General features: G+C 53.0%; 18 protein-coding genes and 1 other annotated feature. Of the genes, 6 read left to right on the forward strand and 12 right to left on the reverse strand.

Going from position 1 to position 21,553, the window contains the following annotated elements; all coding sequences use genetic code 11:
* Window positions 1–70: 70 nt before the first annotated feature.
* The 3 genes from ACE419_RS07545 to ACE419_RS07555 are packed head-to-tail and all read right to left on the reverse strand — an operon-like array spanning window position 71 to window position 4,354.
* On the reverse strand, window positions 71–2,794 hold the full coding sequence (locus ACE419_RS07545; RefSeq protein ID WP_435721551.1) for an efflux RND transporter permease subunit: 2,724 nt from the start codon (window positions 2,792–2,794) through the stop codon (window positions 71–73).
* Window positions 2,791–3,873 carry an efflux RND transporter periplasmic adaptor subunit gene (locus ACE419_RS07550; protein WP_435721553.1) on the reverse strand — a complete coding sequence of 361 codons (1,083 nt, stop codon included), beginning with the start codon at window positions 3,871–3,873 and terminating at the stop codon, window positions 2,791–2,793. The genes ACE419_RS07545 and ACE419_RS07550 overlap by 4 nt, the downstream gene beginning before the upstream one ends.
* Window positions 3,860–4,354, reverse strand: coding sequence for a MarR family winged helix-turn-helix transcriptional regulator (locus tag ACE419_RS07555; protein ID WP_432647711.1), 495 nt, complete (start codon window positions 4,352–4,354; stop codon window positions 3,860–3,862). Before ACE419_RS07555 ends, ACE419_RS07550 begins: the two co-directional genes overlap by 14 nt.
* 252 nt (window positions 4,355–4,606) lie before the next feature.
* Here ACE419_RS07555 and ACE419_RS07560 point away from each other — a divergent pair, with 252 nt between their 5' ends.
* Together ACE419_RS07560 and ACE419_RS07565 are read left to right on the forward strand one after the other, a co-directional pair.
* Window positions 4,607–5,452, forward strand: a complete 846-nt coding sequence (locus tag ACE419_RS07560) for a menaquinone biosynthetic enzyme MqnA/MqnD family protein (RefSeq protein ID WP_432647712.1) — start codon at window positions 4,607–4,609, stop codon at window positions 5,450–5,452.
* 32 nt (window positions 5,453–5,484) lie between these two features.
* A complete protein-coding gene (locus ACE419_RS07565; protein WP_435721554.1) occupies window positions 5,485–6,606 on the forward strand; it encodes a glycoside hydrolase family 3 N-terminal domain-containing protein in 1,122 nt (373 codons plus the stop codon).
* A 78-nt stretch (window positions 6,607–6,684) separates the two neighbouring features.
* Here ACE419_RS07565 and ACE419_RS07570 read toward each other — a convergent pair whose 3' ends face one another.
* The 4 genes from ACE419_RS07570 to ACE419_RS07585 form a co-directional block, all read right to left on the reverse strand.
* Window positions 6,685–8,058: a sodium-dependent transporter gene (locus ACE419_RS07570; RefSeq protein WP_432647714.1), complete on the reverse strand. Its 1,374-nt coding sequence runs from the start codon at window positions 8,056–8,058 to the stop codon at window positions 6,685–6,687.
* 164 nt (window positions 8,059–8,222) lie between these two features.
* Window positions 8,223–9,935, reverse strand: coding sequence for a phosphoenolpyruvate--protein phosphotransferase (gene ptsP, locus ACE419_RS07575; protein WP_432647715.1), 1,713 nt, complete (start codon window positions 9,933–9,935; stop codon window positions 8,223–8,225).
* 125 nt (window positions 9,936–10,060) lie between these two features.
* Window positions 10,061–10,327, reverse strand: a complete 267-nt coding sequence (locus tag ACE419_RS07580) for an HPr family phosphocarrier protein (RefSeq protein WP_432647716.1) — start codon at window positions 10,325–10,327, stop codon at window positions 10,061–10,063.
* A 282-nt stretch (window positions 10,328–10,609) separates the two neighbouring features.
* On the reverse strand, window positions 10,610–12,286 hold the full coding sequence (locus ACE419_RS07585) for a sigma 54-interacting transcriptional regulator (RefSeq protein ID WP_435721556.1): 1,677 nt from the start codon (window positions 12,284–12,286) through the stop codon (window positions 10,610–10,612).
* A gap of 213 nt (window positions 12,287–12,499) precedes the next feature.
* Window positions 12,500–12,760 (forward strand) — a binding site (T-box leader).
* A gap of 66 nt (window positions 12,761–12,826) precedes the next feature.
* Between ACE419_RS07585 and ACE419_RS07590 the strand changes: the two genes are divergently transcribed.
* A complete protein-coding gene (locus ACE419_RS07590) occupies window positions 12,827–14,176 on the forward strand; it encodes an MFS transporter (RefSeq protein WP_435721557.1) in 1,350 nt (449 codons plus the stop codon).
* Between the two features lie 115 nt (window positions 14,177–14,291).
* Here the strand turns inward: ACE419_RS07590 and ACE419_RS07595 are convergent, their stop codons facing one another.
* Window positions 14,292–14,726: a flavodoxin gene (locus ACE419_RS07595; protein ID WP_432646920.1), complete on the reverse strand. Its 435-nt coding sequence runs from the start codon at window positions 14,724–14,726 to the stop codon at window positions 14,292–14,294.
* A 73-nt stretch (window positions 14,727–14,799) separates the two neighbouring features.
* On the reverse strand, window positions 14,800–15,372 hold the full coding sequence (locus ACE419_RS07600) for a DUF3793 family protein (protein WP_435721559.1): 573 nt from the start codon (window positions 15,370–15,372) through the stop codon (window positions 14,800–14,802).
* Window positions 15,373–15,617: 245 nt separating this feature from the next.
* Here ACE419_RS07600 and ACE419_RS07605 point away from each other — a divergent pair, with 245 nt between their 5' ends.
* The 3 genes from ACE419_RS07605 (at window position 15,618) to ACE419_RS07615 (ending at window position 18,240) form a co-directional block, all read left to right on the forward strand.
* A complete protein-coding gene (locus tag ACE419_RS07605) occupies window positions 15,618–16,679 on the forward strand; it encodes a methionine ABC transporter ATP-binding protein (protein WP_435721560.1) in 1,062 nt (353 codons plus the stop codon).
* A complete protein-coding gene (locus ACE419_RS07610) occupies window positions 16,648–17,301 on the forward strand; it encodes a methionine ABC transporter permease (RefSeq protein ID WP_435721561.1) in 654 nt (217 codons plus the stop codon). Before ACE419_RS07605 ends, ACE419_RS07610 begins: the two co-directional genes overlap by 32 nt.
* 96 nt (window positions 17,302–17,397) lie before the next feature.
* On the forward strand, window positions 17,398–18,240 hold the full coding sequence (locus ACE419_RS07615; RefSeq protein WP_435721562.1) for a MetQ/NlpA family ABC transporter substrate-binding protein: 843 nt from the start codon (window positions 17,398–17,400) through the stop codon (window positions 18,238–18,240).
* 229 nt (window positions 18,241–18,469) lie between these two features.
* Here the strand turns inward: ACE419_RS07615 and deoR are convergent, their stop codons facing one another.
* The 3 genes from deoR to ACE419_RS07630 all read right to left on the reverse strand — a co-directional run bounded on the left by deoR (window position 18,470) and on the right by ACE419_RS07630 (window position 21,545).
* On the reverse strand, window positions 18,470–19,429 hold the full coding sequence (gene deoR / locus ACE419_RS07620) for a DNA-binding transcriptional repressor DeoR (RefSeq protein WP_435721564.1): 960 nt from the start codon (window positions 19,427–19,429) through the stop codon (window positions 18,470–18,472).
* A 136-nt stretch (window positions 19,430–19,565) separates the two neighbouring features.
* Window positions 19,566–20,480, reverse strand: coding sequence for a ribokinase (gene rbsK / locus ACE419_RS07625; protein ID WP_432646915.1), 915 nt, complete (start codon window positions 20,478–20,480; stop codon window positions 19,566–19,568).
* 42 nt (window positions 20,481–20,522) lie between these two features.
* On the reverse strand, window positions 20,523–21,545 hold the full coding sequence (locus ACE419_RS07630) for an aldose 1-epimerase family protein (RefSeq protein ID WP_432646914.1): 1,023 nt from the start codon (window positions 21,543–21,545) through the stop codon (window positions 20,523–20,525).
* Window positions 21,546–21,553 lie beyond the last annotated feature (8 nt).

The raw sequence follows: 21,553 nt of genomic DNA on the forward strand, positions 1-21,553 counted from the left end.
AAATAATGAATGATCCCGACTGCTGACGCAGCCGGGATCATTTTATGTTATACACCTGATGGTTAAGCGCTTACGCTTTATCGAGCAGCAGCATGCCGGCCGTCACGCCGATAATGCCGAGCGGGGCCGTCAGGATGGTCAGTACCATATCCTTGAAGCTCCTGAGCTGAAACATCAAAAGCGTCATAATGAGGAAGATCATCACCGGAATCGGCTTGACGAGGAAGCCGACGGATTTATCGCTGTCTTCGAGCGTGCCGGCTTCTTCAATCGAGCAGCCGAGCGGCAGATCATCGCGCAGCTCCTTCGTCGCGTCATAGGCCTTGGCCGTCGCATCGTTGGCCGTGCCCGAGTGGACATCGGCACTGACGGTCACGGTCGGCATGAGGTCATAGCGCTTAATCAGGCCGTCTTCCGCATCGTAGGAAATCTTGGCAACCTGCCCGAGCGTCACATAGCCGGCCGAACCGAGGTAGATGGGCAGATTTTCGAGCTCTGCGAGGTTTTGGCGGTCAACAGAGGCCAGGCGCAGGTCGATGTCAATCGTGCGGTCGCCCGTATAGAATTCTGCGGCCTTCGCGCCGGTGATTTCCGTATAGAGCGTCTGCGATACGGCCTGACTCGTCACGCCCATGGAACGCAGCTTGTCCTGGTCAAGCTCGAGGTGCACGACTTTGCTCTTTTCGCCCCAGTCCGTCTGGATGTTGTAATTATTCGGGTCCTTGGCGAGGATATCCTTGACCTCGGCGGCCGCTTTCTTGGCCTGTTCGACCGTGTAACCCGAAACGCGCAGCATGACCGGATGGTCAGCAGGCGGTCCCGTCTGGATGAACTGGATATTGCCGCTGACATCGGAGAATTCGCCGTCAAAGGCATCCTGCAGCTCTTTCGCGAGTTCTTCGCGCGCTTTCGTGTCCTTGGCCACGATGACAAACTGTGAACAGTTGTCAGCCGAGGCTTTCGGGTCGACGGTCAGTACAAAGCGCGGCGCGTACTGGCCGACATAATACGAGTAGTTTTCAAGCTTGTCCTGACGTTCCTGCAGAAAATCCGACATGCGGTCGCAGACTTCCTGCGAAGCCGCCATCGAAGAGCCCTCCGGCAGTTTGAGTTCGACGAGAATTTCCGGCCTCAAAGACGGCGGGAAGAATTCCTGCTTGATGAATTTCATCATAAAGAGCGAAACCGCAAAAACGCAGACCGTCGCCACCAGCACAATTTTGCGGTGCGTCAGGAAGAGATTTAAAAGTTTGCGGAAATACGTATAAAAGCGGCTCTGGTACGGGTCAATCTTGCCATCGGCATCTTTTTTGACCTCGACGCGGATGAGATAATAGCCGTAAAGCGGCGCAACCATGACCGAAACAATCCACGAGAGCAGCAGGGCCGTCGCGATGACCGGAAACAAGGCGCTGCAGAACTCGCTGGCCATGCCCTTCGCAAACGCGACGGGGATAAAGCCGCAGCAGGTAATCAATGTGCCCGTGAGCATCGGCTTGGCCGTAGCCCTGAAGGCATAGCAGGCCGCATCGAAGCGATTGAGGCCCATCTCGAGCTTGACGCTCATCATCTCGACGGCGATGATGGCATCGTCGACGAGCAGGCCGAGTGCGATAATCAAAGAGCCCAGAGAGACCTTGTGCAAATCGATGCCAAAGGCGTACATGACGACAAAGACGCCGCAGAGCACGAGCGGGATGCAGCCCGCGACGACAAGGCCCGTGCGGAATCCTAAAGACAGGAAGCTCACAGCGAGGACAATGACGATGGCCTCAAACAGAGTCTTGACGAAGTCGTGAATGGATTCATTGACCACACTCGGCTGGTCGGAGACCTGATGAATCTCAAGGCCGACCGGCATATCCTGCTGAATCTTGCCAATCAGCGACTTGAGGTCATCGCCGAGTTTCAGGATATTGCCGCCATCTTCCATCGAAACGGCGATGCCGATGGCCGGTTCGCCGTTGAAGTACATCTTCGGCTCGGCCGGTTCTTCATAGCGGCGTTCGACTTTGGCGATATCGCCGAGGCGCAGCACTCTGCCGCCCGCGTTAATCGGCATCTGACGGATGGCGTCGACATCGTCGAACTGGCCCGAGACGCGCACATAGACATTATCCGTCTGTGTCTCGACCATGCCCGTGGCCGTCATGTCATTTTGCTGTGCCAAAGCACTTGTGATGACCTGCGGACTGATGCCGAGTTCCGCGAGCTTGGCGCGGTCCATCTCGATGTAAACTTTTTCCTTCTGCTCGCCGATGAGCTCGACTTTCTGCACGCTCGGGACATTTAAGAGCAGCCGGCGCGTCTTTTCGGCCTGCTGGCGCATTTCTTCGTACGAATAGCCATCGCCCGTCACCGCGTAGACGGAACCGTAGACATCATCGAAGCGGTCGTCGTAATACGGGCCGTAGACGCCCTCCGGCAGATTGACTTTTTCATCCTCACAGAGATTGCGCACGTCCTTCCAGGTATCGCGTACTTTGGCCTTGTCGACCTCGTCGCTGAGTTCGACATAAATGACGGTCTGGCCGTCGCGCGTCTCGCTCTTGATATTGTCGAGGCCGCGCGTATCCTGCAGCTTTTTCTCGAGCTTGTCCGTGACCTGTTCCTGCATTTCCTGTGCCGTGGCTCCCGGCCACGCCGCCGAAATGACCATTTGGCGAATCGTAAACTGCGGATCTTCCATGCGGCCTAATTTATTGTAGGCAAAAATGCCGCCAATCGCCGTGACGATGATGAAATACCAGACGAGCACGCGGTTCTTCAGCGAAATTTCGGTTAAATTTCTCATGAATCCGCCCCCGTCCTCACAGTCTCCCCTTCATGAAGTTTATGAACACCGGCCGTGACAACCGTGTCTGTGGCGTCGAGGCCATGTACGAGCACGGTATTGTCGCCGAAGTTCTCGACCGTGACGGGTCTGAGTTCGACGGTACTGTCATCCGTGACGACCCAGACCTGCGGCGTATCGCCCGTCTGATAAATGGCCGAAAGCGGCAGCACAGCTCCTGAAGAGCTCGTGCCGTCTGCATGGGCGATGGCGACGCTGGCCGTCATGCCAAGCTCCATGCCCTCCGGCGGGTTGGGGATAGAGACGCGCACGCGGTAGGTCCTTGAGGTGCTGTCCGCCATCGGTGAAACCTCGCGGACCGTGCCATCGACGGTCTGTGATAGAGCCCAGAACGACACTTTTACGGGCGTGCCGACGGCCACATCCTGAATGCGGTTTTCCGGCACGGCAATCTCGACTTCGAGTTCATCCGTCTGCACGAGCGTCATGACGGTCTGCCCGGCTGCCACGACCTGCCCTTCCTCGGCATTGATTTTCGAGATAACGCCATCGGCACCGGCGACGAGATTCGTATAACCGAGGGCGTTATGCCCCTGTGCGGCCTGCGCCAGAGCCTGCTGATACGTCGCAAAAGCCGCGTCGTAATTGGCCTGATACTGGTCGAGCACCGAGGCTGCCACGGCATCCTGACTGTAGAGTTCGCTGTAGCGCGCGAGATTCCGCTGGGCAAGGTCCATCTGGGCGCGTGCCTGCGCGACCTGCGCGTCGCCGGCATTGGCCTGCTGCACAACATCCTTAGCGTTGATGACCATCAGCGTATCCCCGGCGCTGACGCGGCTGCCCTCCTGCACATTGCGCGAGAGAATCTGGCCGCCGACCTGGAACGAGAGATTCGTCTCATAGCGGCCGCGCACGGTGCCCGAATACGTCCCCGTATCGGTCTCGGAGCCGCTGCCGGCCTGCTGTGTCTTGACGAGTGGCGCTTTTTCCGTTGTCTGGGCCTTCTGCCCGCAGCCGGCAGCCGCAGAGGTCATGAGGAGCAGCGCCATCACGAATGCCAATCCCTTATTTCGTTTCATCGGGCTCCCCTCCTGCAGCCTCTTTTTCCGGTATATCCTTCGCGAGTTTGTAAATATCGGCCTGGCAGGCGCGTTCGACAAGATGGTCAATGCCCTTGACAATGATTTCCACATCCTGCGGCTCCATATCCTCCACGAGATAATCGACCCAGCGCTTGATGACATTGCGCAGATACGCGTGCTGCTCCTTGCCAAAATCCGTCAGATAGACATGTTTTGCCCTCTTGTCGCGCGTGTCCTGCTCGCGGTAAACGAGTCCCTTCTGTTCGAGCATATTCATCGTGCGCGTCACGACGGCCTTATCGAGATAAAGCATCGCGGCCAGTTCATCCTGCCTTGCGCCCTCATGGTCGTAGATGCGCAGCAGCATGACATATTCCGAATACGTCAGATGCAGCTTTTCACAGGCCTCCACGACAAAAATCTGCGAACGGCGGTATAAAATCGAAAACCAGCGGCCAATGTTGATGTATTCATCCATTTGTATCCCCTCCAGCGATGAAGAAAATCTCATGTGAAAAAATGATTTCTTTTGACTAATTTGAACAAAATAAGTTGATTTTATCAAACAAAATTTTACCATATTTCACAAAAATGTCAATTCCTGCCGCTTTTTGCGAACAAACTCTCTAAATTTAGCGGCAAAATACGGTATACATGAGGAACGTCATGTATTTTCGAGGGCACAGCGTGTATAATGAGAGAGACAACGAAAGAAAAAGGGGGATATTTTATGACCTGTCCAAGAGTCGGACACATCAATTTCCTGAACGTACTGCCACTCACCTGGAGCTATGCCCACGGGGCTGCCGAAGGACTTCATCTGACGCGCGGCGTGCCTGCAGAGCTCAACAGCGATATCGTCAATCACCGCCTCGATGTCAGCAACGTCTCGTCCATCATCTACGCGCGCCACAGCGAAGAACTCGTCGTGCTGCCGGACGTCTGCGTTTCCACGGATGGCGATGTCGAGAGCATCCTGCTCGCCTCACGCAAGCCGATCGAATCGCTCAAAGATGACAAGATCATCCTGACGGCCAAGTCGGCCACGTCTCACTGCCTGCTCAAAATCATCCTGCGCCTCGCCTACGGCGCCATCCCGAATTATTACGTCCGCCATATCACACCGGAAGACCCGATTCCTGAGGATGCCACGGCTTCGCTGCTCATCGGCGACGACGCGCTCTGGCTCTACCATCATCCGCGCGAAGGCTTCTATTATTATGACCTCGGCCTCGAATGGAAGAAAATGACGGGCCAGAAAATGGTCTATGCCCTCTGGGTCGCCAGCCGCCGTTTCGCCGAAAATCACCCGGAAGACCTGCAGCTCGTTTACGACCGCATCCACAACGCCTTCCTCTCTGCCCATGAGCATAAAGATGCCGCCATTCGCGAGATTCTGCCGAAGAAAAAGGCCTTCACTTACGAACAGCTCGACGAATACCTCGGCCCCATCATCCGCTGGAATCTCACGGACGAATACCTCGAAGGCCTCAAGACCTTCTATTCACTGGCTCACAAGATGAACCTCATCGACCATGTGCCGGAAATCGAGTTTGCCAAAGTCCAGCGCAGTTAAAGCATGAAAAATAGAAGAAGATGAGGATTGATATGATGAAATGGAAAAAAAGTCTGGCCCTGCTGACCGCAGCACTCTGCTTCCTGAGCCTTGGCTGCGGCAGCAGTGCCCAGCAGTCCGCCGCTCCTAAAGAAAAAACGCTTGACGAGCAGGTCGATGAAATCGTCGATTCGATGACGACAACCGAAAAAGTCGGCCAGATGGTCATGATTGGCATTCAGGGCACGGAAGTCAGCGATGACAGCCTCTACATGCTGCATCAATATCATATGGGCGGCGTCATCCTGTTTGACCGCAATATGAAATCGGCCGAGCAGACGCAGAAGCTCATTTCGGACCTGCAGGGACAGGCCGAACAAAAAGTACCGCTCTTCATCGGCGTCGATGAAGAGGGCGGTCCTGTCGTGCGCGGCAAAGATTTTATCAAGCCGCCGGCGTCCGAGCAGGCCATCGGCCAGACGGGCAAAGTCCCGAGGGCTGAAGAATCCGCGCGCCAGACCGGCGAACAGCTCAAAAAGCTCGGCTTCAATGTCAACTTTGCCCCAGTCGCCGATGTCGGCAATTACGAACGCTCCTTCAGTCCCGATGCAGAGCAGGCGGCAAAATTTGTCCAAGCCGCCACGCAGGGCTATGAAGAGGCGCATATGATGTACGCCCTCAAGCACTTCCCCGGCATCGGCCGCGGCACGGTCGATTCGCATGACGACATTTCCGCCATTAACGCCTCAAAAGAGGACCTCTTGGCCAAAGATATCGTGCCGTTCAAGAGCATCATCGAAGAGCGCCAGCCCGAGGATTATTTCATCCTCGTCTCGCACCTCAAATACCCGGCCCTCGATGCTCAGAATCCCGCGAGCCTCTCCAAGGCCATCCAGACGGATTTTCTGCGCGGCGAGCTCGGCTATCACGGGCTCATCATCACCGATGACGTCGAGATGGGCGCTTTAGCCAAGCATTACAGCTTCCGCGAACTCGGCGTGCGCGCTGTTGAAGCCGGTTCCGACATCGTGCTCGTCTGCCACGAATACCCGCATGAGACGGACGTCTACCTCGGCCTGCTCGATGCCGTCAACGACGGCACGATTCCGATGGAACGCATCAATGAATCCGTACACCGCATCGTCAAGGCCAAACTGCTGCATACAAAATCCTGATTCCCGCAAAGCTGCATAAAAAAGCTCCGGCTGCCAGATAACGGCAGACCGGAGCTTTTTGCTCACACGCATAAAATTTTATTTAAAGAACAGCGCATAGTACCCGGCCGCGAAGATGTAGAGTACAATCAGCGGCAGGATCCAGGTTACGTAGAAACGAATCCACTTCGGGAAAGCGATGCCCTTGCCCGTATCAGCTTCCTTGATGAAGTTATCCCAGCCCCAGCCGTAGCGGCTCGTGCAGAAAGCCAGGTAAACGAGGCTGCCGAGCGGCAGCAGATTGTTGCTGACGAGGAAGTCCTCAAGGCTCAGCACATTCGAACCCGGGCCAAACGGCGTGAAGCCGCTCCAGACATTGAAGCCGAGCACGCACGGCAGCGAGAGCAGGATGATGACGAGCATGCCCCAGCGGATGATGATCTTGCGGTCCTTATGCAGGAGCTCCAGGAAGCAGCAGATGAGGTTCTCGAAGACGGCAATGACCGTCGACATCGAAGCAAAGGCCATGAACAGGAAGAACAGCGCACCCCAGAAATGACCGAACGGCATATGGTTGAAGACGTTCGGCAGCGTGACAAACAGCAGGTTCGGGCCGCTGCCCGGGTTGACGCCGTAGCTGAAGCAGGCCGGGAAGATAATGAGGCCGGCCATGATGGCGACGAATGTATCGAGCACGATGACCCAGATGGCCTCACCCGTCAGGCGTTTCGACTTGCCGATGTAGCTGCCAAAGATGGCGAGAGCACCGATGCCGAGACTCAGGGTGAAGAACGCCTGCCCCATGGCGGCAAATACGACTTCCTGCACACCGTATTCCGTGACTTTGCTGAAGTCCGGATAGAGATAATACTTCAGGCCGATTTCACTGTTCGGCAGCATGATGGAGTTGATGGCCAGCACAATCATCATCAGCATCAAGGCCACCATCATCCATTTCGTGATGCGCTCAACGCCGGCCTCAACGCCTAAGTAGCAGACACCGCCGCAGAGCACGACGACAAGAATCATGCAAAATGCCATCGTCACGGGGTCCGCGAGCAGGCCGCCAAAGACGCCGCCCACGGCCGCAGCATCCATGCCGTCGAAGGCACCGGTTGCCATTTTGTACAGATAGTAAAACATCCAGCCCGAGACCGTCGTATAGAACATCATGAGCAGCAGATTGCCCGCGATGGCCCCATATTTATAAAGATGCCACTTTGTTCCCTTCGGCTCGAGCACGTCAAACGACATGGCCGCACTGCGGACGCTGCCGCGGCCAACGGCAAACTCGGCCACCATGATGGGCAGGCCGAGAATGGCGAGGAACACCAGATAAATGAGTACGAATGAAGCGCCGCCATACTGGCCCGTGATATACGGGAAGCGCCAGACATTGCCGAGGCCAATGGCGCAGCCCGCCGAGACCAGAATAAATCCCAGGCGCGTCGAGAAACTTCCTCTCTTTTCCAAAATTCTCCCTCCTAGATTCCCTTTACAGGGATACGGTTTTTATAATATATACTCATATAGTTTACTCTACAGGACGATTCTTGTCCAGTCAGAGGCATCACACAAAAAAAGACCTCCCCGGAGGGAGGCCTTTTGCAGGAAACTGCCAGAATCTCAATTAGAAATTAGAGAACCTTCTGCAGGTATGCCTTGATTTCGTCGCCGTCTTCCATAGCCATGACGTCTGCGAGGACTTCTTTGGCCTTGACCGAACTGATGGAACGGATTTTTTCCTTGACGCGCGGAATCGACGGAGCACTCATCGAGAGCTCGTTGATGCCCATAGCCATGAGCAGGACGGCAGCGTTCGGGTCCGAAGCCATCTCGCCGCACATGCCGGCCCAGATACCGTTCTCGCGGGCACTCGTGATCGTACGCTGTACGAGGCGCAGCACAGCCGGGTTGAAGTGGTTGTAAAGGTACGAAATGTTCGCATTGCCGCGGTCGACTGCCAGCGTGTACTGAACGAGGTCGTTCGTGCCGATGGAGAAGAAGTCAACATATTTTGCGAGAACCGGCGTCATGATGGCAGCTGCCGGCGTCTCAACCATGATGCCAACCTGAACATCGTCGGAATAAGCCTTGCCCTCATGCGTGAGCTCGAGTTTGGCCTCTTCGATGAACTCTTTGACCTTCTTGAATTCCGCTACATTGATGATCATCGGGATCATGATGGCTGCTTTGCCGAAAACACCGGCACGCAGGATGGCCTTGAGCTGCGGCAGGAAGAGGTCGCGGCGCTGCAGGCTGATGCGGACAGCACGGTAACCGAGGAACGGATTCTCCTCTTCCGGAATATTGAGGTACGGCAGCGGCTTATCACCGCCGATATCCATCGTGCGGATGACGCAGAGCTTGCCCTTGCACTTCTCAATGGCTTCTTTATAAGCCTTGAACTGATCTTCCTCCGTCGGGATATCCTGACGGCCCATGAAGACGAATTCCGAGCGGAACAGGCCGACACCTTCTGCACCGTAGTTCAGAGCGTTGTCGACGTCCATGTGCGTGCCGATATTGGCCATGAGGTCAACCTTGACACCATCTGTCGTGACAGCCGGCAGATCTTTGAGTTCTGCATAATGAGCAGCGAGCTCTTTCTGCTTCTTGATTTTCTCATCGTAGCTGGCAACATCTTCAGCCGTCGGATTGACGACGATGACGCCGCGCTCGCCATCCATGATGACGCGGTCGCCATCAGAGATCTTGTCGATGCGGTCTTCCTTGTTGAGGCCGACAATCGTCGGGATAGCACGGGCCTTCGCGATGATGACAGCGTGTGCCGTCGTGCTGCCCGAACCGAGCAGGACACCGGCGATTTTTTCCGTTTCCATGCCGGCGATGACCGACGGCTCGATTTCACGGCCGCAGAGAATGACTTTCTCATCGCCGATTTCCGGCTCCTTGACGCCGAGGATGTACTTGGCAACGCGCTTGCCGACATCGCGCAGGTCAACAGCGCGGGCAGCGAAGTACTCGTCTTCCATCTGCTCAAACATGACAGCCTGCTCTTCTGCTGCCTTGAGAACGGCCTGCGGAGCATTGCCGAGTTCATCGATTTTGGCCATGATGTTGTCCGCCATCATCGGGTCCTGCACCATCATGCGATGTGCTTCCATGATGGCAGCCTGCTCCTTCATGTCCTTGCTCTTGAGCTTCTCGATGCTCTCGCGCAGGATTTCTGCTACGGCCGTCAGTGCAGCCTTGGCTTTTTCCTTTTCCTTCTCCTTGTCTTCCGGCTCATAGTTGACCAGATAACCGTCGAGATTCTGGCCGGCAAGCATGATCTTACCCATGGCGATGCCGGAGATGACACCTTTACCACGAATGATTTCTGACATTTTTATTTCCCCCTGAAAAATTCCCTGCATTCGCGTGCATTCTGTGCACTTACGGAAATGACCTTCCTCCCGCCGAAGCCGGAGGAAGGTCATTTACCTCTTATTGAGCTTTTCCGAACTGAAAATTATTCCTCGCCGAACTTGGAAGCGATGAGGTCTTTCAGAGCCTTGACTGCATCTGCTTCATCCGGGCCGTCAGCGATGATCGTGACTTCCGTGCCCTTAACGAGACCCATGCTCATGATCATGAGAATGCTCTTAGCATCAATCGTCTTGCCCTTTGCCTGCAGCTGGATCTTGGATTTGAATTTCGTAGCCGTCTGAACAAAGATGGAAGCCGGGCGTGCATGGATACCAGTCTTGTTTTCAATCGTAATCGTTTCCTGAGTCATTTGAACCTCTCCAATCTAAACCTAAAACCATTAATTTTACTTTTCCTGTCGTTACAGGAACATAATCAGCACTTATTAATTATGCAAGATGCGTGCCAACTTTTCCTCACGTCAGAAAAAAATTATACACAGCCGAAAAGCCTTATGTAGCAGGCCTTTCGGGCTTAGCAGCAATTCTCTTTAGGATTGTTTTTCCTTTATCCGGATTTTTTGCATGATAATCTTGGTAATTTTTACCAAAATCACGATTTTGTCTGGTAAATTTTACCAACAGTTGGTAATTTATACCAAGCCGTATTTCCTTGCTTTTGCGGCTACCGTCTTATGACTGATGCGCAGGAGCTTCGCCGCACCATTGAAACTCGTCCCCTGGCGCAGGGCATTGGCGATGATTTTTTTCTCGTACTCCTCCCAAGGCAGTACGGTATCAGTGGCAAGGCTGTCAACCTCACGTCCGGCAATATCTCCTTTTATATAGGAAGGCAGCATCGCCTCCGTGATGATATCACTGTCCATCAGCGTGATGACGCGTTCGATGACATTTTCGAGTTCACGGACGTTGCCCGGCCAGCGGTAATGCATGAACATCTGCATGGCCTCCGGCGTAATGCTGCGCACGTCTTTTTTATTTTCCTTGCTGATCTTCTCGATGAAATGTTCCACCAGAAGCGGGATATCATCGGGACGGTCGCGCAGAGGCGGCAGGATGATGGGAATGACATTTAAGCGGTAGTAAAGGTCGTCGCGGAATGTGCCCTCACGGACCATTTCCTCGAGGTTGCGGTTTGTCGCCGCAATGATGCGCACATCGACGTGGATAGTCTCCTCGCCGCCCACGCGGTCAAATTCCTTCTGCTGCAGCACGCGCAGCAGCTTGACCTGCAGATTCTTGTCAAGTTCGCCGATTTCATCGAGGAAAATCGTGCCGTGATTGGCGAGCTCGAACTTACCGAGCTTGCGGCGCACGGCGCCGGTAAAGGCACCCTTTTCGTGGCCAAAAAGTTCGGACTCCAAAAGGGCCCCGGGAATCGCGCCGCAGTTGACGCGGATGAATGGGCCGCGGCGCCGGCCGCTCGCATAGTGTATGCCCTCGGCAATGACCTCTTTGCCCGTGCCGCTCTCGCCGCGTATGAGGACATTGGCCGCAGAATCCGCCGCCTTTGACGCGAGGGCCAGCACGTCGACAACCTTGCCGCTCTTGCCGATGTAATTGGCAAAAGCCTGGGCCGTTTTTTTCGTGCGCAGGAGCTCCTGCTCAAGGTATTCTGCCTTGGCCGAAACCTGCGACAGACGCTCCATAAGTGTCTGGATTTCCGTGATGTCCTTGATGACCGAGACGACACCGGCTATTTCACCATCAACAAAAATCGGATTGACATTGGCGACAATCGTCGTGCCGTCTTTTTTATGACGGATGCTGCCGATGCGGGCAATACCTGAGCGCAGCACGGCACAGCGGTTGCCGTCTGCCGCCTTCTCAAAGACGTTCTGCCCGACGACCATTTCCGGCGTTTTATGGACGATGCGCAGATAGGAAGGATTGACGTAAGTGACTTCGCCGCTGCGGTCGACCACGCAGATGCCGTCCTGAACGGCTTCGAGGATCATCTGCAGGCGTTCCTGCATCAGGGCATTTTCGTGCAGCAGCTTATCAACGCCGTGAATTTCCTCGGCTTCATTCATAATGAAGTCACTTTCGAGGAAACGGACCATCTCGAGGACAGCCTGACGGCCGTTATCCCCTTCCGAGGAAACGAACACCGACTCCCCCTGCGCGACCTTCAGGGCCACGAGCTTCATGAGGCTGTGCATTTCGCAGCGCTCACTGCGCTCGCTGCGCAAATAGAGATGGCAGTCGTAGCGCTTGCAGAGCTCCTGTGCCCGCTGCACGATCATCGCCGCGACGCGCGCATGGATGCCGCCTTCATCGTGAATAACGGCTTCCCGTTCAAAAATCATGTTCATCGTTCCTTTCTGCTTGTTCTTATTATACTATAAATTCAGGTCAAAATCTGCTGTCATCAAGAAAAAACCAAAATTTTCATGCAAAGATTTTTATACTCTCTCAAGATTGTCCACTTACAGCAGAAAAAAGTTTAAAAAAGTGTTGACAAGATTACATGCCGGCGTTATTATAATATCCGTAATTAAAAACAACAGTTCACATAACGAACACAGCCAACGACAGGAAAGAGTACGTTTCCACTGCTGATGCATAGCGAGCCGGGATTGGTGAAAGCCGGTGATGAGCGGGAAGCCGAAAATCATCCTCGAGGCATGGCGCTGAACCAGAAGTAAGTGGCCACGGGTGCTCCCCGTTACAGGAGCCGCGTATGATGGTACGTAGTAATTTACGAATACCTGAGTACGTCAGAGCGTCGTGCTTTTGCACGGAACTTGGGTGGTAACGCGGAAATCAAATCCGTCCCTTTTAGAGGGACGGATTTTTTATTTTCAGCAAACAGCATTTATTTTTCATTTCATCTTGGAGGTATCATTATGGAACATGTAGCAAACGTCGATTTTGCCCGTCTAAAACGAGTACGCGACTGGCGCATCATTCTGCCGGTCTTCCTCGTTTCGATCATCGCCTGTATCGACCGCGTCAATATCGCTTATGCAAAACTCACGATGACTGCGGATCTCCCGTGGATTACGCCAGAGGTCTTCGGCATGGGCGCAGGCATTTTCTTCGTCGGCTATTTGATCTTCGAGATTCCGGGCTCGCTCGTCGCTTCTCATTTCTCCGCGACGAAATGGATTGCCCGCATCATGTTCACGTGGGGTCTTGTCTGCGTGTTCATGGCCTTTGTCACGACGGAATTCCAATTCTTCCTCTGCCGCTTTCTCTTGGGTGCTTCAGAGGCCAGCCTTTATCCGGTCATCTATTCCGTCCTGTTCCCGCGCTGGTTTACGGCTGGTGAGCGCGCCCGCGCTACGAGCCTCATGCTGACTTCGCTGCTGCTCTCCAACATCATCGGTGCCCCGCTTGCCGGCGTCCTGCTTGAAACTTCATTCTTCGGCATGCACGGCTGGCAGGAGCTCTTCATCCTCGAAGCTATCCCTGCTCTCGCCTTCGCCGCTTTCTTCTTCTTCTGCGTCAAAGACCGCCCGAGTCAGGTCAACTGGCTTACGGACGCTGAAAAACAGTATCTGACGGAAAACTTCAACCGCGAACAGGCTGCCATGCAGTCCCGCAAAAAATACACGGTCCTTCAGGCCTTCCGTGATCCGAAAGTCCTGAAGCTCTGCCTGATCTACTTTCTCTGGGTCGTTGGTTTCTGGGGCTTCTACTTCTGGATGCCGACTGTCCTCAAAGAACTCTCCGGCCTTTCGACTTCGCTGCTCGGCGGTGCTATCGCCATCCCGATGACAGCCGCCCTCGTTGTCCAGCTCATCATCAGCAAAACGGCTACGAAAACGGGTGATAAAGTCTGGCATGTAGCCCTCACACTCTTCGTCGGCGCTCTCGGCCTCGGCCTTTCCCCATTTGCTCACAGCCTGCCGGTCGCCCTCGGCCTTGTCTGCCTCTCCGCTATCGGCATCCACGCTGCCATGGGCGTTTGGTGGACGATTCCGACGACGTTCCTCACGGGTCCGGCTGCAGCTGGTTCCGTTGCCCTCATCAATTCCTGCGGCAACCTCGGCGGCTGGGTCGGCCCGAACATGATGGCCTGGGTCAAAGTCAATACGGGTTCCTTCGCTCTCGGCTACTACATCATGGGTGCCTTTATGCTGCTCTCCGGCCTGCTCGTCCTGACCCTCCAGTACAAGCTCAACGGCCAGCGCAAAAACGTCTTTGTTGCGGACAAAGCTGCTGACGTCAAAATGGAAGAAGCAGAGGCTTAATGTTTCCAAAACCTACTATATAATATAGAAGATAATATAGTAGCAAAACACCTTCCCTTAGTTCAGGGAAGGTGTTTTTATATCCGCAGATTGATTATGGAATATTTTACAGAGGTCAAAGAGAAGCAGCAAAGTCGGCGCCGAGCTTCTCGCAGGCTGCGAGGGCATCGTCATCCGGCGCATTCTCGACGGCAAGACCGTCGCCAAAGAGCTTGGCACCGTCATTGCGTGTGCGTTCCGCCCATTCTTCCATCCAGGCGCCGCCGCCCCAGCCGTACGAGCCGAAGAGAGCTACGGGGACACCAGCAAGATGGCTCTCTGCCTCAGCAAAAAACGGCTCGAACGAGCTTTCTTCGAGGACTTCATCGCCCATGGCAGGACAGCCAAACGCCACGCCATCATAGTCCTTGAGCTTATCCACGCCGCCAAAGGACTCTACCTCAAAAACCTCGACATCCGCACCGGCGCCCTTTGCGCCCTTCTCAATGGCCTGCGCCATTTCCTGCGTGTTGCCCGTGCCGGTCCAGTAAATGATTGCAATCTTGCTCATAATAGTTCCTCCAGTCATTTCCTACTATAATAATATATGACATTTCAAATTTGGTCATGTCCCTCTGTCAAAATCAGACAGCTCTGACAAGTTCCGGGAAAGAACAGCCTGCTTCAAGCTTTGCACAGAATTCCTCGGTGCAGTGGGCATAGCAGTCAAAGAGAGCGCGAGTCTCCTCTTCATTAGCGTATACTTTCCAGTAACCACTATAACAGAAATCCTGTCCCTTGTGCGTGATAAATCCTACAACATCCGCGACGGGATAACCGAGGAAAAGCCCAATTTCATGAGGAAACGATTTCTTCAGACGCATGCGCAGCTGCAGGTAATGCAGGCACGCCGTCAGGCCCTCCTCACAGGGATAGCCGTACTGCCTCAGGACTTTCTGCACTGCTTCATCCTGAAACTGCTGCTTCAGCAGCTCCGCACGATAAAACAGCAGCAGGACATATACTTCGCCCTGGGCCACAGGAAAAATCTCGATGCCCTTGCAGGAAAAGCAGGGCCGATAATCTTCGAGCAACGCATCAAAGTCCGCAAACTTGTCCTTGCGAAAGGACAGCAGGCTCGCAGGACGCAGTCCTACGAGCATCGGTGCGGCATGAAAGCCCATGAGCTGCTCAAAACTCTCTCGTCCCAAATCCATCACCTCATATTTGAAAATCATTATCATATATGTTCCAGACTCATTATATCGAAAATGTTTCTCAATTACAAGCGTCATTCGCAATATTTTTCAATTTTGCGTCTGTCCGTCTATGAGGGAATACGGTTTAATGCTATAATGAACATTAGCATAGCCTGAAAGTGTCAAGTTGTATTGACAAGGCTTCGTCGATATGCTACTATCAAAACATATCATACTAATATGATTAGGAGGTAACGCGCTATATGATCCAGCTGTCTCATATCGAAAAAACGTATGACAGCCCCTCTGGTCCCGTCAAAGCGCTCAAAGGCATTGACCTGACGATTGCCCGCGGCGAGATCTTTGGCATCATCGGCCTCAGCGGTGCCGGCAAATCCACGCTGATCCGCTGCATCAATATGCTCGAACGGCCGACAGCCGGCAAAGTCATTGTCGATGGACAGGACATGACGGCCATGAGCGAAAAAGAACTGCGCAAAGCGCGCAAGAATATCGGCATGATCTTCCAGCACTTCAATCTGCTGAGCTCGGCCACGGTTTACGACAACATCGCCTTTCCGCTGCGTCTCTCGCATACGCCGGAAAGCGAAATCCGCAAAAAAGTAGAGCCCCTTTTGGAGCTCGTCGGCCTTGCCGATAAGGCCAAACAGTATCCGTCGCAGCTCTCCGGCGGCCAGAAGCAGCGTGTCGGCATCGCCCGTGCGCTCGCGAGCGAGCCGAAGGTCCTGCTCTGCGATGAGGCAACAAGTGCCCTCGACCCGCAGACAACGCGCTCGATTCTCGAACTCATTCAGGATATCAACCGCAAACTCTCCTTGACCGTCGTCGTCATCACGCACGAAATGCAGGTCATCAAGGAGATCTGCGATAAGGTCGCCGTCATCGAAAATGGTGTCATCGCGGAGCAGGGCACGGTGCTCGATGTCTTCACGAATCCGCAGAAGCCCATCACGAAGGAATTCATCAGCGTCCTGCTTTCAAATGACCTGCCGGCAGCCTTCCGCGGCGGCGAGATCTCGAAGACGCCGGTTCCCGGAGCCTATCTGCTGCTGCGCCTGACGTTCATCGGCGAATCCGCCGACGATCCGGTGCTTGCCGGCATGATCCGCAAATTCCCTGAAGTCGAAGTCTCGATGCTCTTCGGCAACCTCGACCAGATCAAGTCGACGCCGTTCGGCCGCATGATCATCGGTCTCACGGGGCCGGAAGCAAAAATTCAGGAAGCCATTGCTTACCTGCGCAAACAGGATCTCAAAGAGGAGGTGATCGGTTATGTCCGCAGACATGATGCCCCTTCTGACTAAAGCCCTCGGCGAAACCGTCTACATGGTCGTTGTCTCGATGATCATTGCCACAATCATCGGCGTACCGCTCGGCGTGCTTCTTCATACGACGGGCAAGGGACAGATTCTCGAATCACCGGCCGTCAACCGCATCGTCGGTGCTATCGTCAACGCCGTCCGCTCGATTCCGTTCATCATTTTACTGGTCGCCATCATCCCGTTCACGCGTCTGCTCGTCGGCACGGCCATCGGTACGACAGCTGCCATGGTCCCGCTCGTCATCGCCGCGATTCCGTTCATCGGCCGTCAGGTCGAGACGAGTCTCAAGGAAGTTCCGTTCGGCCTTGTCGAAGCAGCCCAGTCCATGGGCGCCACGCCGGCGCAAATTATCTGGAAAGTCTTGCTGCCTGAGTCGATGTCCTCGATTGTCGCGCAGCTCACGACCGTCATCATCAGCCTCGTCGGTGAATCCGCCATGGCCGGTGCTGTCGGCGGCGGCGGCCTCGGCGACCTCGCCATCCGCTACGGCTATCAGCGTTTCCGTCCGGAAATCATGATTGCCACCGTCGTCATCCTCATCGTCCTCGTCCAGCTCGTCCAGTTCGTCGGCAACACCATTGCCAAACGTCTGGATAAACGATAACCTACGTGTTTCCGCTTTTGCGAAGCAAAAGCATCCTATGCATTTTCCTCCTTTGGCGTAAGCCAAAGGAGCTTATAAAACTAAGGAGGTCATCCTATGAAAAAAGTACTCGCCCTGATCGCGTCCCTCGTGTTCGCGACGCTGGCGTTCGCCGGTTGCGGCGGCAGCCAGTCCTCATCCTCTTCTTCGTCCTCGAGCGCTGCAGCTACGAGCGGCACGAAAACCCTCAAAGTCGGCGCTACGGCCGTCCCGCATGCTGAAATCCTCGAAGCCGCCAAACCGCTGCTCGAGAAAGAAGGCATCAAACTCGATATCGTCGAGTTTAACGACTACGTACAGCCGAACCTTGCCCTCAACGACAAGGAGCTCGATGCCAACTTCTTCCAGCATGAGCCGTACCTCAAGAACTTCATGGACGAGCACAAGGAAGTCAAGCTCGTCAGCGCCGGCGGCGTCCACATCGAGCCGATGGGCATCTACTCCAAGAAAGTCAAAGACCTCAAGGAGCTCAAAGACGGTGCTACGATTTCCATCCCGAATGACCCGACCAACGGCGGCCGCGCCCTGCTCCTTCTCCAGAAGGCTGGCCTCCTGAAGCTTAAAGACGGCGTCAACGAAAAGGCTACGCTGCAGGATATTGCCGAGAATCCGAAGAACTTCAAGTTCCAGGAAGTCGAAGCAGCTCAGGTTCCGCGTACGCTTGACGATGTCGATGCTGCCATCATCAACTCCAACTTCGCGATGCAGATTCAGCTCGACCCGACGAAGGATTCCCTCTTCATCGAGGATAAGACGAGCCCGTATGTCAACATCGTTGCCGTACGTGACGGCGACCAGAACCGTCCGGAAATCCAGGCTCTCATGAAAGTCCTGAACAGCCAGGAAATCAAGGATTTCATCAACAACAAATACAAAGGTGCAGTCGTTCCGGCATTCTAAGCCGCTTAAGTGACTGACCGTACATAAAAAATCCCGCGAGTCCGTTTGGATTCACGGGATTTTTCTATACGAACAAAGGCATGTTCAAAAAATGCATAAAAATAACCCGCAGCGTTAGGGACTGCTGCGGGTGCGAAAAGGAAAATAGAGAAATGGATCTGTTGCAAAATGAGATCGAACAGTTGATAAAAAAATAAACATCCATAGGTACTCCGAGTTCTGAAACACATTATGCAAAATTTTTTAAGGCCACTGCGGTATATCGATCTGTAATCAAGATATTCATATAACCTGCCTTCAAAGCAGCATGGATTGCCCGAATTTTTTCTTTACCTCCGGCAACCAGAATACGCGTTTCTTTTTTCTTGAATTCGTCCAACTGGATCCCTACCGTCCGGGCATTCAGTTCTTCATCTACGATTTTACCATCATCATCATAGAAACGTGAGCACAGGTCTCCAGCAGCTTTCTGACTGAGCAGTTCCCTATCCTTTTCATTAATATAATAGCCTAAGTGGAACAGGATAGATTCATTGGAAGCTGTTCCTACCGTTACAACGGCAATATTTGCTTTCTTGCCCATATCCAGTATATGTTTGACGTACTTATCGTGTTCGACCAGACGCTTTACTTCCATATTGTCGAACATGACTGGGATTGGCAGGAAAACGCCTGTGGTGGAAAATGCAGCGGCGACAAGTGTTACGATTTCATGGGCATACGTATTGGCCTTAGAATAGCTGATGCCCCCCTTTAACTGCACCACTTGTACGCCCTTGACAGGTTTTGATTTTAGATGAAGCGCCATCTGGTATAAGGAAGACCCCCAACCCATGCCGATAATGTCATTGTCTTTGACGGTTTTCCATAAATAGGATGCAGCAGCTTCGCCTATGGCCTTTTTTAGCTCACGGTCATTGTCAAGAGGAGCATTGGCTACGATTGCATCTTTTAAATGATATTTTTTACAAAGTTCACCACTGAGAGATGCCTTTAAATCAATGGGATCAATAATCCTGATCTGCACAAAGCCCTGATCTTTGGCATGCTGCAGCAACCTGGAGACGGATGGTCTTGATATCCCCAATTCATTCGCTATTTTTTGCTGGCTCATATCCGATTCGTAGTATAATCGGGCTGCATCGATGCTCAGCCTGTCTTTATCCCTATCCGGTTCCATATCTGTCATCCCTCTCAAAGAACTTTTTATCATTTTTATTATAACAAAACGCAAGAATTATATTCAATGGAAACCATATATTTTATGAAAAAGACGACATCCTTAAGGCAGGATGCCGTCTTTTTTCTGCGTTCCACTTAAGCGTTTAAGCGTTCAAAAGTTTCAATACCTCTTCCTTTTCAGGATACGATTTTTGCGTACCGCGTTTGGTTACGCTAAGACCTGCAAAGGCACTGGCCGTCTTCATCGCTGCGATGATATCATGATTTTCTACATAGCAGCATGCGAAGCAGCCGATGAAGGCATCTCCCGCGCCGGAGCTGTCTACTGCATTTACTTTAAACGGCTTTACAAGCTGAGTGCCGTTTTCATCTACCAAGAGTGAACCATGCGAGCCCATCGTGACGATAACGTGTTTCAAGCCGCGAGCGGATAACGATTTAGCAGCAGCTTCAATCTCTTCCTGATTGGATACAGGCATACCGGTTAAGATAGCCAATTCTGTTTCGTTTGGCATAAAGAAGTCGCATTGGCATACCTTAGCAATATCCAGTTCCTTTGTGGCCGGAGCAGGATTCAGCAGAACCGGGATATTATGTTTTTTACCGAAATCGATGGCATAATATACGGTCTCAAGGGGGATTTCCAGCTGCAGAATAATCAACTTGCAGGTTTTCAGATCTTCTTCTGCTGCATCGATATCAGCCGGTTTTAAATCATTGTTAGCCCCCTTGATGATCAAGATGCTGTTCTGTCCGTTTTTATCAACGAAAATCGGTGCTACACCACTGGAAACACCAGGAACTTTCTGAACGTATTTGGTGTCGATGCCATTCTTTTTAAAGTTAGCAATGGTATTGTCGGCAAAAAAGTCATCACCGACTTTGGTTACCATCAGAACGTCCGCACCGTATTTTGCAGCGGCGACAGCCTGGTTGGCGCCTTTACCGCCGCAGCCCATTGAAAAGTCTGGAGCTTCTAATGTCTCGCCAAGAACTGGCATACGCGTGATATACGAGGTGAGGTCGACCATGTTCGACCCAATAACAGCAATTTTCATGGGAAATGCATCCTTTCTATGATGCTGGAAATAATCAATGTCTTACTTTAAACCAGTCATAACAGTAAACGTCTTTTTCTCGTTCGGCTGGAGGTAAAGGAGCGTGCCTGCTTTCTTGGCAGCCAGGAATCCTTCCGGACGGCAGGTTGCTGGCAGGACAAAAGCGGCGACCTGCAGATCATCGTTCTTCATAATCCAGCGAGTAGCACTCGTGAAATCCTTCGTCGAGAATTCCGTCTTGAAGCCATAGCCTTTCGGGGAATCAATCTCTACCGTCACATCCGGTGCATACTGATCGATGTGGTCTGCCATGAAGACAATCTCCGGATCATACATGTCTGGCTGGTCGAGGACTTCCATGCTGCGTCCTTCCTTCTGCAGCTTTTTAATTTCTTCGTTATAAGCCAGCCATTTCTCGGTCGGATGAACATGCGACGGAATCGATTCACGCAGTTTGAAAGCTGTTGCCGGGATGTTCGACGAGATGCGTCCCTGATCAACATATGCGTAATTCATATGGCACATGTACTGCAGCGGCATTTCCGTGCAGGTAAGGTTTGTAACTTCCATGTGGATCTTGAAACGCGTAGCATCTTTTGTCAGTGTTACGCTTGGCTCTGCGATGTAATGATAACCGAAGCCCTGGCAATATTCGTACTTGCTGACCAAAGCTACAGAATCTGCAGTGACCTCTAACCAAGCTTCATCCATCGTTGCGCAGGAGAATTCACCATGCATTGGATGCGTATCTTCAGGCCCTGGGCAGCCATTCGCCAGAAGTCCGGAATGGAATGCAAAGCAGCCATAGGTATCAACAATGCATTTTGCAGGTTTCGGCTGTTTGAAGATATTCTTCAGGCGCAGGCTGATTCCATTAAAAGCAGCGTCCCAAATGATTTGTCCCATGTACGGAAGAAGCTCTACATAGCCTTTGCTGTTCTGGATTTTTACCGATTCAATGCCGGATGGATACCGAAACGATGTAACTTTAAAATCATCATTTTCCAGCAGAGTCTTATGACTATCTGTAAAATAACTATGATTCAGAAAAATCTTTGTAGACATCACTATGG

Origin of the sequence: Mitsuokella apri (assembly GCF_047974105.1) — a bacterium.
GTDB lineage: Bacteria > Bacillota > Negativicutes > Selenomonadales > Selenomonadaceae > Mitsuokella.